This is a genomic window from Pseudoalteromonas sp. SD03 (assembly GCF_040937955.1).
GTDB classification, from domain to species: domain Bacteria; phylum Pseudomonadota; class Gammaproteobacteria; order Enterobacterales; family Alteromonadaceae; genus Pseudoalteromonas; species Pseudoalteromonas tetraodonis.
On record NZ_CP162514.1, the window covers coordinates 2418937 to 2433793 of the forward strand.

Consider the following 14857-nt stretch of genomic DNA (forward strand, 5'->3'; position numbering starts at 1 on the left):
TATGGGGATAACCTAATTAAAGTTCAACAATTTTTGTTAACTCGATTAAATTAATTATAAAAAAAGGAGCCATTGGCTCCCTTTTTATAATTCGCTCAGAATTTAATCTGCCGCAGCGTGTTCTTGATGACTGCTATCATAAATTAAGATAGGATCAGACTCGCCTTTAATAACGGTTTCATCAACAACCACTTTGCTAACGTTATCAATTGAAGGCAGCTCATACATAGTATCAAGCAATACACCTTCTACGATTGAACGTAAGCCACGCGCACCGGTTTTACGTTCCATTGCTTTATGAGCAATAGCACGCAGTGCATCATCACGAAACTCAAGCTCAACATCTTCCATACCAAACAATACTGAAAACTGTTTAGTAATGGCGTTTTTAGGCTCACTTAGAATTTGTACCAGCGCGGCTTCATCAAGTTCTGTCAGTGTTGCAACCACAGGTAAACGTCCAATAAACTCTGGAATTAAACCATATTTTACTAAATCTTCTGGCTCAACATCTTTAAATGTTTCACTCAAAGAACGGCTCGCCGCCGACTCTTTAACGTCAACACCAAAACCAATACCGGTGTTTTTATGGCTACGCTGCTCAATAACTTTATCAAGACCAGCAAATGCACCACCACAAATAAACAGTATTTTAGAGGTGTCTACTTGCAGGAACTCTTGCTGTGGATGTTTACGTCCACCTTGTGGAGGAACAGAAGCCACTGTACCTTCAATCAGTTTAAGTAAGGCTTGTTGTACACCTTCACCTGATACATCACGTGTGATTGATGGGTTATCTGATTTACGAGAAATTTTGTCAATTTCATCAATGTAAACAATACCACGTTGTGCTTTTTCTACGTCGTAGTCACATTTTTGTAAAAGCTTTTGAATAATGTTTTCAACATCTTCACCTACATAACCGGCTTCGGTTAGTGTGGTGGCATCGGCCATAGTAAACGGCACATCAAGTAAACGAGCTAACGTTTCAGCTAATAATGTTTTACCACTCCCGGTTGGGCCAATTAATAAAATATTACTTTTACCTAGTTCAACGTCTTGTTTAGTTGATTGATTGCGTAAACGCTTGTAGTGATTGTAAACCGCTACAGACAATACTTTCTTCGCATGGTCTTGACCAATAACGTAGTCGTCTAAGTGGTTACGAATTTCTTTTGGCACAGGTAATTTGTCAGCGGCATCATGCTTAGGCGCGATGTCTTTAATTTCTTCCCTGATAATATCATTACACAGCTCTACACATTCATCACAAACGTATACTGAAGGTCCTGCAATTAACTTTCGAACTTCATGCTGGCTTTTGCCACAAAAAGAGCAGTATAACAATTTATTACTTTTGTCGCCGTCTGTAGGAGTGTCAGACATTCAGCTACCTCATTTTATTACGTTGGCCACCAAAGTCTTGGTGGCTATTTTAATACGCTTTAACTATACCAAAATTTAGTGTTTTTCGCATAGTAACTCTCATTAGCAAGCATCACTGCTTGCAGGCATACTTACTTGCTACCGCGATTAGTAAATACTGAGTCAACAATACCGTAATCTACAGCTTGGCTTGCACTCATAAAATTGTCACGGTCTGTATCGCGTGAAACAACGTCAAGCGGTTGGCCAGTATGCTCAGCCATTAAGCGATTTAACTTGTCTTTAATAGACAGGATTTCTTTTGCGTGTATTTCAAAGTCAGACGCTTGACCTTGGAATCCACCTAACGGTTGGTGAATCATCACGCGTGAATTCGGTAAACAAAAACGTTTACCCTTCGCGCCACCAGACAGTAAAAATGCGCCCATGCTAGCCGCTTGGCCTACACAGATTGTGCTTACGTCTGGTTTAATGAAGTTCATTGTATCGTAAATAGCCATTCCCGCAGTGACAGAGCCACCCGGTGAATTGATATATAAGAAAATATCTTTTTCTGGGTTCTCTGATTCTAAAAATAGCATTTGCGCTAAGATCAGGTTTGCCATGTTGTCTTCAACTTGGCCCGTTAAAAAGATAATACGCTCTTTTAATAGTCTCGAATAAATATCAAACGAGCGCTCGCCTTTAGCTGTTTGCTCAACAACCATAGGGACTAATGCGTTTAGGGGATCTGTCATACCAGTGTTCATACTTATTTAATTCCTTATGCGCTTATACTTATTCTAAGAAAAGCATAATGATCATTTTTAGCTAATTAAGAACCACAAACTAAAATGGCCCGGGCACACTGCATAAACAGAGTAACACGAGCCATTTAATCGTTAGCGAGCGCTTAAGTCAATGACTTATTATGCACCTTGCTGTGGATTCATGATGTCATCAAATGCTTTTTCAACATCAGTCACAGTTGCTTTAGCCATAATAGCTTCAACAGCTTGCTCTTCCATTGCTACATTACGCATTTGCTGCATTAGTTGATCATTTGCTTTGTAGTATTCTACTACTTCAGTTGGATCTTCGTATGCAGAAGCTACAGTAGCAATTAATGCTTCAACTTTAGCGTCATCAACTTTGATGTCATTCGCTTTAATAACTTCACCTAATAATAGGCCAGTTTTAACACGTGTTACTGCTTGCTCGTGGAACAATTCAGCTGGAAGCTCTGGCATGTTTTGACCATTGCCACCAAAACGTTGAGCTGCTTGCTGACGTAGTGCGTCAACTTCTTGGTCGATTAATGCTTTAGGCACTTCAACTTCGTTTTGCTCTAAAAGACCTTTAATTGCTTGGTCTTTAACGTTAGCTTTAACCGCTTGGTCTAGCTCACGCGTCATGTTCTTTTTAACTTCTTCTTTAAGCGCGTCTACACCGCCTTCGGTAACACCGAATTTAGTTGCAAACTCATCGCTTAATTCAGGTAATTCTTGCGCTTCAACTTTTTTTACTGTGATAGTGAATTGAGCCGCTTTACCTTTTAAGTTTTCAGCATGGTAATCTTCAGGGAAAGTTACATCAGCAACCACTTCTTCGCCTGCTTTTTTGCCAACGATGTTATCTTCAAAACCTGGGATCATACGACCTTGGCCAAGTTCTAATGGGAAGTCTTCAGCTTTGCCGCCTTCAAATTCTTCGCCGTCGATAGTACCAACGAAATCAACCGTTACACGGTCGTTTGCGCCAGCCGCTGCATCAACATCAGCCCAAGAAGCGTGTTGCTTACGAAGTGTTTCTAGCATGTTTGCTAAATCTTCGTCAGTAACTTCTACCGCTGGTTTTTCAACAGCAATTTTCTCTAAACCTTGAACTTCAACTTCAGGATAAACTTCAAATGTTGCTGAGAATTCTAAATCTTTACCTGCTTCAAGTGCTTTAGGAGCAAATGTTGGTGCGCCTGCAGGGTTAATTTTTTCAGCAACAATTGCTTCAATGTAATTACGTTGCATTACTTCGCCAGCAACTTCTTGACGAACAGCTGGTCCGAAACGCTTGTTGATTACTGATACTGGAACTTTACCAGCACGGAAACCGTCGATACGCTGCGTTTTTGACAGTTGTTGTAAGCGTTTTTTTACTTCGGTCTCAACGTTCTCTGCAGGAACGGTGATGGTCAGACGGCGCTCAAGGCCTTGAGTCGTCTCAACAGAAACTTGCATGATTTACCTCAATATTCAATTTTGGCGACTGTTCGCCTTCCTTACAAACAAAGTAATCTATAGGCGTCTTGATAAAATTCAAGCTTTGGGGCTTAAAAAAATCCGTCGCTACCAGGAGATACCATTGCTGCTCTGCCCTTAGGGCACTATATTATTAAACAAATAGACGCGGCATTATAACCTAATATTTATGATAGTCGAGTGTAGGGGGCAATTATTTGGGGTAGATCAGGGTAGATAACGACTAAGCGAATAAAAAACAGACTAATTAAGTGAAAATACGATTAATAAAGAAAAAATTAAGGGTGTTGTGTAATAAAAGTAGAATTTAGATGTGTTTTACTTAGGGGAAAATGGTCGGCGATGCAGGATTTGAACCTGCGACCCCTTGGACCCAAACCAAGTGCGCTACCAAACTGCGCTAATCGCCGATATAACTTTTCTTGAATACTTAAATGTTGGATTTAAGACCACTTATAAGAAAGTGGTCGGCGATGCAGGATTTGAACCTGCGACCCCTTGGACCCAAACCAAGTGCGCTACCAAACTGCGCTAATCGCCGATATTCTTTTTGTAAATTGGGGTGACTGATGGGGCTCGAACCCACGACAACCGGAATCACAATCCGGGGCTCTACCAACTGAGCTACAATCACCACGGCATTACAGTGTTTTCAAAATGGCGCACCCAGAAGGATTCGAACCTTCGACCGACGCCTTAGAAGGGCGTTGCTCTATCCAGCTGAGCTATGGGCGCATCGAAAACTTCATAGTTCACTAGTAAGTTAAATTGTTATGAATAAACATAAAAAATGGTCGGCGATGCAGGATTTGAACCTGCGACCCCTTGGACCCAAACCAAGTGCGCTACCAAACTGCGCTAATCGCCGATACTTACTATTGTCTGCGAGTGACCTCGTTGACAACGGGGTGCATAATAGTGATTTGACTGGGTTAGGTCAAACGTTTTTTTAAGAAAACAAATCAATTGCTCATTTTTAGTTCATAATGGTCAAATGTTACGATACAGGGATAAAATTTAAACTCTTTTTTATAATTCGAGCGCTTATACTTTAAAAGCAACTTGGCGCTTAACCGCTTTTCTGCGAAAATAGCTGCCATATTAAAAAATGAGTAAGATAAAGGTGTTTTCTTTATCGGCATTTTAACCCCTATATATGCATTCGTTTTTTAAATGTATCGGTATCAAGTTAATTAACCTAATTAAAGGTCACCCATGACGGCAAACATCATTGATGGTAAAGCAGTAGCAAAACAAGTACGTAGCGCAGTGGCTGAACGAGTTTCAGAACGTGTTGCACAAAACCTTAGAGCCCCAGGATTAGCTGTGGTACTTGTTGGACAAGATCCAGCAAGCCAAGTTTACGTTGGTTCAAAACGTAAAGCCTGTGAAGAGGTTGGTTTTATTTCTAAGTCATTCGACTTACCAGCAGACACCACAGAGCAAGCGCTATTAGCATTAATTGATGAGTTGAATGTTGATGGTGAAATTGATGGTATTTTAGTGCAGCTCCCTTTACCAGAGGGCTTAGATGCAGAAAAAATTCTTGAGCGTATTACTCCACACAAAGACGTTGATGGTTTTCACCCTTATAATATTGGCCGATTAGCACAGCGTATGCCTGCTCTTCGTCCATGTACACCTAAGGGTATTATTACTTTACTAGATTCAACCGGCGTACGTTACAAAGGCATGCATGCTGTGGTTGTTGGTGCCTCTAATATTGTGGGTCGACCTATGTCACTTGAGCTGTTGTTAGCTGGCTGTACTACTACTGTTTGTCATAAGTTTACCCAAGATTTAGAAACCCATGTTCGCCGTGCTGACTTATTGGTTGTTGCTGTAGGCAAACCAGAGTTTATTCCGGGTGACTGGATAAAAGAAGGCGCCATTGTTATTGATGTGGGTATTAACCGTTTAGACAACGGTAAGTTAGTGGGTGACGTTGAATACGCTACTGCAGAACAAAAAGCTGACTTTATTACCCCTGTACCTGGCGGCGTAGGCCCGATGACAGTTGCTAGCTTAATTGAAAATACGTTAGAAGCGTGTGAGAAATATCACAGCTAATAAATAAAAATAAAGTAATCCAAAGCCCGCTTAATTGCGGGCTTTTTGTATCATCATTCTTCGTTTTATTAAGTCCAAGCCTTGTGGCAATACCGAAAACACGATCATTAATAACATAATCGCGTACTGCCAACTTTCATATTGTTCGTTAATCAATAACCCTGCACATAAAATGCCGGCAATTGGGTTAGCTATAGTGCCAAAAGTAAATTCAACCACTGTCATTCGCCCTAATAACCAAACATACAAAATATAGGCTAAAGCAGTGTTAGGTACCACCAGCCAAAATAGCGCCAGCCATTGGGTTGTATTTATTGATGCAGTTAAAAATTGATACTGCTGGGGAGCAAAATAAAAAGCCTGTATTGCAGCAACAATCGCTAGCAAACTGCCACCAATGATTAATTGCCACGTTAATACTGTCCACCAGTGTACTTTAGCGGTCACTTTTTTTACCAGCGTACTGCCTATAACAATAGTCAATAGCGCCCCTATCAGTGCCACTACTCCCAATAAATTAAGTGCAATATGTTGTGGGTCAAATAAGCGCCATGCTAAAACCACTAAAGCAAGGGCACAAAATCCTTGCACTAACGCTGGCTGTTGCCGTTTAACAAGCCAGGCATACAATAATGCCACTACCGGTACAGACACCATACCGACACCTGCAATCGCAGCAGGTAAATTAATCGCCATTACAAAAATAAAACTAAAAAACAACGCAATATTGATTGCGCCTATTAGAAAAATGCCTGGCCACTGTTTAGCCGTTGGCCAAGAAGGTTTAAATAACAACAATAATAAACCAGCAGGGAGTGCACGTATGGCTCCTAGCAAGATTGGCGGCCACTCTGGGGTTGCGTATTTAGTTACCGCATAAGTCGTTCCCCATAAAAAAGCTGGGATCATGGCAAGTAAAATATTCATTAATTTTCCATTTTTAAATTGATGAATGCGAGTTTAAAACCTCAACTATAATTGAGGTCAACAATATCAATTTTATTAAAAGCATAATCAATCTAATGCAATTGATATAACCAAAAAAGGGTTACCCTATGGCAACCCTTTTTTTGTGTTCAGCGCGTTATGGCTAAATCCGCAAAGCTCAACAAACCCTAAGCTTTACGCCACGTTGTTTTTCCCGCTGAATCTTCAAGTACTACACCTAACGCATTTAGAGCATCGCGAGCTTCATCTGCTGCAGCCCAATTTTTACTGGCACGTGCGTCATTACGTTTTACAATCAGTGCCTCAATTTCAGCCACTTCATCGTCGTTTTGACCGCCTTGTAAAAATGCCTCTGGTGCTTGTTGAGCAATACCAAGTATTTCACCTAAGCTACGTAGAATAAAGGCTAAATGTCCTGCTTTTTCGCTATCACTGTCTTTTACACGATTTAGCTCTTTAGCAACTTCAAACACAACCGGTAATGCTTCTGGCGAATTAAAGTCATCATTCATGGCTTTTCTAAACTTAGCCACATACTCATTACTCTCAAGCTCACATTCAACTGGCTCAACGCCACGTAATGCGGTGTAAATACGCTCAAGAGACGAACGTGCTTGGTCTAAGTTTTCTTGAGAGTAATTGAGCTGACTGCGGTAATGACCTGATATTAAAAAGTAACGAACCGACTCTGCGTCATATTGTTTTAATACCTCACGAACGGTAAAAAAGTTATCTAACGATTTAGACATCTTCTCTTTGTTCACTTGTACCATACCGGTGTGGATCCAAGTATTTACATACTGGCCATTATTTGCACAGCATGATTGCGCGATTTCGTTTTCGTGGTGCGGGAACTGTAGGTCTGAACCACCACCATGAATATCAAAATGCTCACCTAAATGCTTAGAGCTCATTGCTGAACATTCTATGTGCCAACCAGGGCGACCCTCACCCCAAGGTGATGACCACGACGGCTCCCCTGCTTTGGCTTTTTTCCATAAAACAAAATCAAGAGGATCGTCTTTATCTTGAGCTACTTCAACACGCGAACCTGATTGCAACATGGTTAAATCTTGTTGCGAAAGAGCTCCGTATTGCTCAAAGGTAGAAACATCAAATAAAACGTCGCCATCGGCTGCAACATAAGCGTGGCCTTTGGCAATCAAACGCTCAACCATAGCAATAATTTCATCCATGTGGCCGGTTACGGTTGGCTCTATATCAGGACGTAGCATATTTAAACTGTCAAAGTCTTCATGCATGGCTTTAGTCATACGCACGGTTAAGTCGTTAATCGCCTCACCGTTTTCATTTGCGCGCTTGATAATTTTATCATCAACATCGGTAATATTACGTACATACTTTAAATCGTAACCTAAGTGGCGAAGGTAGCGAACAATTACATCAAAACCCACAAATGTGCGTGCATGGCCAATGTGACAGTAATCATAAATGGTGATACCACACACATACATGTCGATTTTTCCATCGACCATAGGTTTAAACTCTTCTTTTTGGCGTGTCAGTGTGTTGTATATTTGTACCATTTAGTTGCTTTCCTTCACGATTAACAGAAAAGCTATGTTACCACTTGCTAAGCATGGGCTCTAGCGGTTTATCAAAGCTCTTTGTTAATCTGGGTCAACTACGATAAAATAGCGTCAATATTCAAACCAGCTATAGGAAATCTCATGGTTGTTCTACACACAAATTTTGGTGATATCACCATTAAAATGCACGAAAGCGAAGCTCCAAATACAGTAAAAAACTTTTTAGAGTATGCAAACTCAGGTTTTTATAACGGCACTATTTTTCATCGTGTAATTGATGGTTTTATGGTTCAAGGCGGTGGTTTTGCACCGGGTATGGAACAAAAAGAAGTAAACGACCCAATTGAAAATGAAGCGAACAATGGCCTATCTAACAAAGTAGGTACATTAGCAATGGCACGCACGCCTGATCCACACTCAGCTACAGCGCAATTTTTCATTAACGTGAATAACAACGACTTTTTAAACCACAGCAGTGAAACATCACAGGGCTGGGGTTACTGTGTGTTTGCTGAAGTAGTAGAAGGCATGGACGTAGTAAATAAAATCAAAGGTGTTGCTACAGGTAGCAATGGCTTCCACCAAGATGTACCACTTGAAGATGTGGTAATTGAAAGTGTAACTGTCAGTTAAGACCGCATTATTCTTCAAAGAATACATAAAGCGGGTATTCACCCGCTTTTATCTAAATGGAATCACCATGACTCGCCAAACCTACTTTATCGCCGATTTACATTTGAGTGAAAATCGCCCTGATATTACAGCGACATTTTTTAAATTTTTACACGCCCATATTACTCCTCAAAAAGTAGACGCCCTATATATTTTAGGTGATTTTTTTGAAGTGTGGGTTGGTGACGATTATGTTAGCGAACTCTCAGCGGCAGTGGCAGAACAGCTAAAAGCGGTTAATAACTTAGGTATTCCTATTTATTTTGTACACGGTAATCGCGACTTTATCATGCGAGAACAGTACGCCGATATGGCAGGAATGACCTTACTGAATGAGCAAACAGTGATCGACCTCTACGGCACTCCTACTGTCATTTTGCACGGTGATGAAATGTGTACCCAGGATGTTGAGTACCAAAAGTTTCGTCGAAAGAGCCGTGGTTGGTGGTGGCCTAAACTTATGCTTGCTATGCCATTGTGGTATCGTAAAAAAATAGCGCGTGATGCACGTGAAAAAAGTAAACTTAGCCAAGCAGACAAACCTATAGAAATACTGGATGTGGTGCAAAGCGCAGTACTCGAAACCTTCGCCAAACATAACGTGGCTAATATGATCCACGGCCATACTCACCGCCCTGATGTACATACCTATAAAGTTAATAACCAAACGCTTACTCGCACAGTATTGGGCGATTGGTATACTCAAGGTTCGTATTTAGTGGTTACCCCTGATTCTCAAGAGTTAGTTTCGACCCCCTTGTAGGGTTTTTAGCCTTTATTGACTAATCGTAATGAGACTTTGCTTTTAAGTCAGGTAAAGTAATAATAAATTGCGTTTTAAAATAGGTATCGCTTTGTGGTTCTGAATGAAGTTTGATGTCCCCTTTTAAAATCTGGGTTACCCATTGATAAACCATATATAAACCTAAACCCGTGTTACCTTTACCTCTAGCTGTAGTATAAAAGGGTTCAAATATATCTGCCTTTATCTCACCATCAACACCTTTGCCATTATCTGACACGCTCAGCCTCACCCTATTATTAGTCGCTTGTTCGACTTTTATTTCTATTACCCCCTCCTGCTTTTCATCAAAAGCATGGTTTAGCGCATTAACCACTAAGTTTTCGACCACCTGAGAAATAATACCTGGCAAGCTAATCACCTGTTTATTAAGTAAAAAAACAGTTTTCACTTTTATTGGCGAGTTTTTTAACCTGGAGTTTAATGACAATAATAGCTCTTCAATAATTTTTTCAATATCACATGCTATAAATTCATCATTATGGCGATCAATCGCCATTTTTTTAAAACTTTTTACTAATACGGCGGTTTTATTTAAATTAATTTTAGCCAGCGCTAGGTTCTCTCCAATACTTGTTGTAGTACTTTCTAACGTTGATTTAGTCAGCCCCTGTTTCATCGCTTCATTTAATTTATTCAATGCCATATCTGCATTTGAAACAGAAATAACGGCTCCACCGATAGGCGTATTCATTTCATGAGCAACACCTGCCACGAGCAACCCTAATGAGGATAGTTTTTGCGCTTCAATTAACCCTTCTTGCAGTTGCTGCTGCTGCTTAATTGTGGCATCAAGCTCACGGTTAACGATATCTAGTTCTATCTTTTCAATATGTAATTTATGTGACAGGGCTAATAGCTGATTTTGAAACTTATACTCACGATAAATAAAACCAAAGCTAATTAAACATAGTAATCCACTGCAAATTAACGCTAACCGTAAGGCCGCATTTCGTACAGTTATTAACAATTCATTGGGGCTACTTATAAGAATAATTAATTCTTTGTCAGCATTGCTAATTCTACCTTTGTTCTCGCGCAACGAAAAAATAGAAAAACGGCGGTAGGTATAAAGACTAAGGTTAAAAAAGTGCGAACCATATTCTACATTGCCATCAATAATTTGCTGCCAAAGCTCTGGTTTTTTTAAAGCGAGTGTTTGCTCATTTTTACCATACATAAACCCCCACTCTAATTCAGCATCAGTATTTAATAACCAAAAGCCATCGTGGTTTAAAATGCTAATTAAAGTGCTCTCTTGGTTGTAACTTTTAATCTGATCAAACAAATAATCTAAGTTAAAGTTTACCACTAGCAAACCATCTAATAGGTAATTTTCTTTATCCGTACGGTAGGTTACACGGATTGTTGGTTGATGAGGCAGTACAATTTGGTTGCGTTCGATATTTAAATCTATTTCTGTGGCAAAAATGTCAGGCGCACTGACCTGCATCCCTTTTTGAAAGTAGTAACGGGTTTGCTTATTTTGCAACTCATCAGGCGATACAATTTCGCCAATACCATTGGCTGCGTTAATGCGGTATTGCTCTTGGCCTTGTGTATCTAGCCAGCGAATTTGCGCGATATTAGTAGAGATAGTAGCAAAATTTAAAAAATAGTTATTTATTTCATCTCTTCTTTGCTTTGATTGTAAAGGCTTATTTGGTGTGTCGCTTTTTAAAATCGGCCCTTGGGCCAGGATACGCGTAAGCTTTTTAATACTACTGAGCTCTTTAGAAAAATCTCCACTGATAAGGACTAACTTTTCATCTTGCTTAGCTTTTATGGTGTTTATTTTTTCTTGATATGTTTGTTCGTATATAAGCCAGCCAATAAATAAAGTAATAAATAAACTAAACAAAGACTTTATCAGCACACTTTTTTTTGAGCCGACCGGCAAGCTGTTAAGGCTATTCATTCTTACTCACTTCAAACTGTTTTAGCCACACAATTAAATCTTTTAAAAATAATGGTTTAGAAAAGTAGTATCCTTGAGCAGTTTCGCACCCCTGCTGATGTAACCACTGAGCCTCAAATTCATTCTCAACACCTTCAGCAATTACCGAAAAGTTAAACTGATTCGCTAAAGATAATATCATCTTAATCATGTACTGATTGTTGTCATTAAATTCAAGATCACTAACAAAGTAGCGATCTATTTTTATCGACGTAGACGGTATTTCATTGATGTGAGCTAACGACGAGTAACCAGTGCCAAAGTCATCAATGCTGACTTTCATACCTAAGGCGATAAACCGTTCAAGTGCTTCTTTAATTAAGTTATAGTTACTTATGGCTTGCGTTTCTGTCACCTCTAGCTCAAGCATAGAAGGCAGAATGTTGTACTCTTCAATTTTAGTTTTTATTTGCTCAAAGTAACTAGGTTCAACTAAATCATAAGAGGATGCATTAAATGCAACGGGTAAGTTGCAGCCTTGCTCTTTAAGTTGATTAATAGTCTCTAGTATTTTTTCGAAAATCACATGGTCTAGTTCATTAATTAATCCGGCTGTTTCAGCTAACTCTATAAATTCATCAGGGCGTACAAAGCTGCCATCAGCTCTTTGCCACCTAGCGAGCGCTTCAAAACCTGCTGGTTTCAAGGTTGATAAGCTGATTTTGGGTTGTAACGCCACCTGTAAACTTTTATTACCTATAGCCGTTCTGAGCTCAGCCATCAGCTCATAACGACGAGTAATTTGATCTGTTTTTTCCTCGGTATGCTGAATATACTTAGTTTGGTTTAGCTGCGAAGAGTTCAGGCTCGACTCTGCAAGGCTGATTACTTTTTCAGGTGTTAAGTTTAAAGCTACATTTAATTTTAATTCTAAAATACGGACATCAATGTATTGCTTAACTTGTTCAATTTCGAATTTTTGTTTATTTTGAAAGTAACTAACTGCATTTGAGATATCAAAGTCAACGCTCACTAACATGCCAAACGCTTTGTTACTAATCAATGCTATGCGGGGGTCATACCTAGTAAAGCTATCAACAATACTCTGGTAAACTAACTTCATTAATTTATTACAAAATTCATGACCAAAGGTGAATGCTTTTTCGTCAAACTGATAAATATCAAAAATGACCAATCGCGTTTTTAGCCGCTCCTGCGCATTCATGTTCTTTATTTCACGGGTTAGCCAGTTACGGTTTTGCAAGTTAAGTGACACATCGGTATAAGCAAGCTCGGTTAAGCGATTTAATAACGAAATATTAGCAAATCCTGTGCTCACATTTTCACTAAATACTTTAAGTAAATATTCGTTTTGCTCACTAATTGGGTTGTCTGATTTGACGATAGTTATGTAATCAGCGCCCTGCTGATCTGGCGTTTCGAAAAAAAACACACTGTGGTGCTTTGAAAAAATATGACGACGCTCTCTAATCGCTTGTTTAAAGTCTTGCAGCATTTCTGCAGGCAGATTAGGTCCCACAGGTTGCCCTTTAATGCCACTAAAGCAACCATGGGTTGAGAGTATTAAACATTCAGAGCTAGGGTCTGAATTACTCGAACAAAAAATACCACCACCTTCGGTTATTTTTAAAATGTTGCTAATTTCTTTAAGCACAGCATAAGAGAAAGAGGCCATATCGTGCTTACCGTTAATACTTCTAGATGCATCAAGCACCAACTGTAAACCTTGCTTGGCTGACCTAATTTGTGAGATATACTCCCAAGTGCGCATGTTGCTATTAACAATTGATTGCAGCTTCTCGGCAGATAGGTCTGATTTATTCCAGTATTCATCGATATCGAGCATTTTCATGATATCGCTCTCTGGTGCAAAACCAGGTTGCCCTGTTAAGAGCACAATACGCATTTCTGCGTTACCGATGACCTCTCGAATAGTATTCACTAAACGCAGACCTGAGTCATCCTCCTCCATCACCACATCTATAAAAATAAGTGCAATATCAGGGTGCATGCTCAACGCCAAAGCCGCCTCTGGTACCGAATTTGCTGTTAACAACTCGTATTTATAACCGTCTTTGGCTTTTAGCTCTTTTAAGCTGTTAACTAACGCGTTTTGATAATCAAGATCATCCTCAACGGTTAATATTTTCCAAGTTTTCAGATCTGTATCTGCTGGTTCTTCTTCAGCTGCAAATACAAATAATCCCTCTTTATCTTGCATACATTCTCACCCAATAATAAATAAGGTATGGCCCTTTTATTAAAATGAATTACAAAGCAATATAGACCGTTGATAACTCAAAATTCGACTTGCTTAAATATTAGGAGAGAGTTTTGGAAGTGTCTAATTTAAAAATAATTTTGATACTAAAGTATGTGCTACAACAACATAACCCATTTGTAGCACTCAAGTATACTAAGCACTTTTACTTAACGGTGTTCCACTGTGAAACTTAAAGTCTTCGTCATCAGATAAAATTAACTGTGCTTCTATTTCAGCAAATTCTTTTACCCGCTCGGTAATATCAAAATCAGCAATGTCTTGAGCAAGGGTTAAATAATCTTGGTAATGACGTGCCTCAGAGCGCAGCAATGAAATATAAAAATCCCCTAAGCGTTTATCTACATGGGGTGCAAGCTTGGCAAAGCGTTCACACGAGCGAGCCTCTATGTAAGCACCTACAATAAGCTTATCAACTAAGGCATTGGGCTCAAACGTTTTAACATTGCGTAGCATGCCTTTAGCATAACGACATGGCGTTATACTTTTATATTCAACACCGTATTCATCCATAATTTCGAGCACTTGATAGAAATGATGCAGCTCTTCTTTTATCAGCATTACCATTTTATCAATTAAATCTTGGCCATAAGGCGAGTTAGATTTAGGGATAATGGATTTAGTGAGTTTATTTTTAGCCGCTAAATCACGCCAATTTCCCTCACGTTTATAAATAAGCGTTTCAAACGGTTTAAGCCATTCAAGCAGTGCATCACTGCTCTCTTTATCTACCGCATACTTACGAATTAAAAACATGGCACTTTGCGCCGCTTTTAATTCACATATTAAGTGATCAATTAATATGATGGGTAAGTTTTCTTTTTTGATTGCTTGTTCAACCCACTCATCGGGAGTACTGCATAATAAAAAATTGTTAATTGGCTCTAAAAGCTGGCTATGTGGCACGCTGACTACTCATTGCTAAAAATTGCGATTATGGCATTTTAACATGAAATATTACTCTGAATAAAATAAACACTCGCCCTTATTGCAAGC

11 protein-coding genes and 5 tRNA genes are annotated in these 14857 nt (G+C 39.4%); 3 read left to right on the forward strand and 13 right to left on the reverse strand.

Going from position 1 to position 14857, the window contains the following annotated elements; all coding sequences use genetic code 11:
- Positions 1–102: 102 nt before the first annotated feature.
- From clpX to ABZP26_RS11335, 8 genes are all read right to left on the reverse strand, one after another.
- Positions 103–1386, reverse strand: a complete 1284-nt coding sequence (gene clpX, locus ABZP26_RS11300) for an ATP-dependent protease ATP-binding subunit ClpX (RefSeq protein WP_016899275.1) — start codon at positions 1384–1386, stop codon at positions 103–105.
- 131 nt (positions 1387–1517) lie between these two features.
- Positions 1518–2135 carry an ATP-dependent Clp endopeptidase proteolytic subunit ClpP gene (gene clpP, locus ABZP26_RS11305; protein WP_013465450.1) on the reverse strand — a complete coding sequence of 206 codons (618 nt, stop codon included), beginning with the start codon at positions 2133–2135 and terminating at the stop codon, positions 1518–1520.
- Between the two features lie 159 nt (positions 2136–2294).
- On the reverse strand, positions 2295–3599 hold the full coding sequence (tig, locus tag ABZP26_RS11310; RefSeq protein ID WP_016899274.1) for a trigger factor: 1305 nt from the start codon (positions 3597–3599) through the stop codon (positions 2295–2297).
- Positions 3600–3953: 354 nt separating this feature from the next.
- Positions 3954–4030 (reverse strand) — tRNA-Pro (locus ABZP26_RS11315).
- Positions 4031–4084: 54 nt separating this feature from the next.
- Positions 4085–4161: transfer RNA gene (locus ABZP26_RS11320), tRNA-Pro, on the reverse strand.
- A gap of 17 nt (positions 4162–4178) precedes the next feature.
- Positions 4179–4254: transfer RNA gene (locus tag ABZP26_RS11325), tRNA-His, on the reverse strand.
- A gap of 24 nt (positions 4255–4278) precedes the next feature.
- Positions 4279–4355, reverse strand: a tRNA-Arg gene (locus ABZP26_RS11330).
- Between the two features lie 56 nt (positions 4356–4411).
- Positions 4412–4488 (reverse strand) — tRNA-Pro (locus ABZP26_RS11335).
- Between the two features lie 347 nt (positions 4489–4835).
- Between ABZP26_RS11335 and folD the strand changes: the two genes are divergently transcribed.
- Positions 4836–5690 carry a bifunctional methylenetetrahydrofolate dehydrogenase/methenyltetrahydrofolate cyclohydrolase FolD gene (gene folD, locus ABZP26_RS11340; RefSeq protein ID WP_016899272.1) on the forward strand — a complete coding sequence of 285 codons (855 nt, stop codon included), beginning with the start codon at positions 4836–4838 and terminating at the stop codon, positions 5688–5690.
- A gap of 30 nt (positions 5691–5720) precedes the next feature.
- On the opposite strand, the gene ABZP26_RS11345 is transcribed toward folD, so the two are convergent.
- Both ABZP26_RS11345 and cysS read right to left on the reverse strand, forming a co-directional pair.
- On the reverse strand, positions 5721–6617 hold the full coding sequence (locus ABZP26_RS11345) for a DMT family transporter (RefSeq protein WP_016899271.1): 897 nt from the start codon (positions 6615–6617) through the stop codon (positions 5721–5723).
- Between the two features lie 188 nt (positions 6618–6805).
- Positions 6806–8185 carry a cysteine--tRNA ligase gene (gene cysS / locus ABZP26_RS11350; protein ID WP_368484951.1) on the reverse strand — a complete coding sequence of 460 codons (1380 nt, stop codon included), beginning with the start codon at positions 8183–8185 and terminating at the stop codon, positions 6806–6808.
- Between the two features lie 144 nt (positions 8186–8329).
- Here cysS and ABZP26_RS11355 point away from each other — a divergent pair, with 144 nt between their 5' ends.
- Together ABZP26_RS11355 and ABZP26_RS11360 are read left to right on the forward strand one after the other, a co-directional pair.
- Positions 8330–8821, forward strand: coding sequence for a peptidylprolyl isomerase (locus ABZP26_RS11355; RefSeq protein ID WP_013465455.1), 492 nt, complete (start codon positions 8330–8332; stop codon positions 8819–8821).
- Positions 8822–8888: 67 nt separating this feature from the next.
- Complete coding sequence (locus tag ABZP26_RS11360; RefSeq protein WP_368484952.1) at positions 8889–9623, forward strand: UDP-2,3-diacylglucosamine diphosphatase; 735 nt, start codon at positions 8889–8891, stop codon at positions 9621–9623.
- A gap of 19 nt (positions 9624–9642) precedes the next feature.
- On the opposite strand, the gene ABZP26_RS11365 is transcribed toward ABZP26_RS11360, so the two are convergent.
- The 3 genes from ABZP26_RS11365 to miaE all read right to left on the reverse strand — a co-directional run bounded on the left by ABZP26_RS11365 (position 9643) and on the right by miaE (position 14767).
- On the reverse strand, positions 9643–11580 hold the full coding sequence (locus tag ABZP26_RS11365) for a sensor histidine kinase (RefSeq protein ID WP_368484953.1): 1938 nt from the start codon (positions 11578–11580) through the stop codon (positions 9643–9645).
- A complete protein-coding gene (locus tag ABZP26_RS11370) occupies positions 11573–13801 on the reverse strand; it encodes an EAL domain-containing protein (RefSeq protein WP_368484954.1) in 2229 nt (742 codons plus the stop codon). Before ABZP26_RS11370 ends, ABZP26_RS11365 begins: the two co-directional genes overlap by 8 nt.
- A gap of 195 nt (positions 13802–13996) precedes the next feature.
- Positions 13997–14767: a tRNA isopentenyl-2-thiomethyl-A-37 hydroxylase MiaE gene (gene miaE / locus ABZP26_RS11375; protein ID WP_016899267.1), complete on the reverse strand. Its 771-nt coding sequence runs from the start codon at positions 14765–14767 to the stop codon at positions 13997–13999.
- Between the last annotated feature and the right edge of the window lie 90 nt (positions 14768–14857).

Excerpts from the sequence above, each read along its gene's own strand:
- cysS (WP_368484951.1), bottom strand. The coding sequence starts at position 8,185 with ATGGTACAAATATACAACACACTGACACGCCAAAAAGAAGAGTTTAAA.
- ABZP26_RS11360 (WP_368484952.1), top strand. The coding sequence starts at position 8,889 with ATGACTCGCCAAACCTACTTTATCGCCGATTTACATTTGAGTGAAAAT.
- ABZP26_RS11355 (WP_013465455.1), top strand. The coding sequence starts at position 8,330 with ATGGTTGTTCTACACACAAATTTTGGTGATATCACCATTAAAATGCAC.
- ABZP26_RS11370 (WP_368484954.1), bottom strand. The coding sequence starts at position 13,801 with ATGCAAGATAAAGAGGGATTATTTGTATTTGCAGCTGAAGAAGAACCA.
- ABZP26_RS11365 (WP_368484953.1), bottom strand. The coding sequence starts at position 11,580 with ATGAATAGCCTTAACAGCTTGCCGGTCGGCTCAAAAAAAAGTGTGCTG.
- folD (WP_016899272.1), top strand. The coding sequence starts at position 4,836 with ATGACGGCAAACATCATTGATGGTAAAGCAGTAGCAAAACAAGTACGT.
- clpX (WP_016899275.1), bottom strand. The coding sequence starts at position 1,386 with ATGTCTGACACTCCTACAGACGGCGACAAAAGTAATAAATTGTTATAC.
- clpP (WP_013465450.1), bottom strand. The coding sequence starts at position 2,135 with ATGAACACTGGTATGACAGATCCCCTAAACGCATTAGTCCCTATGGTT.
- tig (WP_016899274.1), bottom strand. The coding sequence starts at position 3,599 with ATGCAAGTTTCTGTTGAGACGACTCAAGGCCTTGAGCGCCGTCTGACC.
- ABZP26_RS11345 (WP_016899271.1), bottom strand. The coding sequence starts at position 6,617 with ATGAATATTTTACTTGCCATGATCCCAGCTTTTTTATGGGGAACGACT.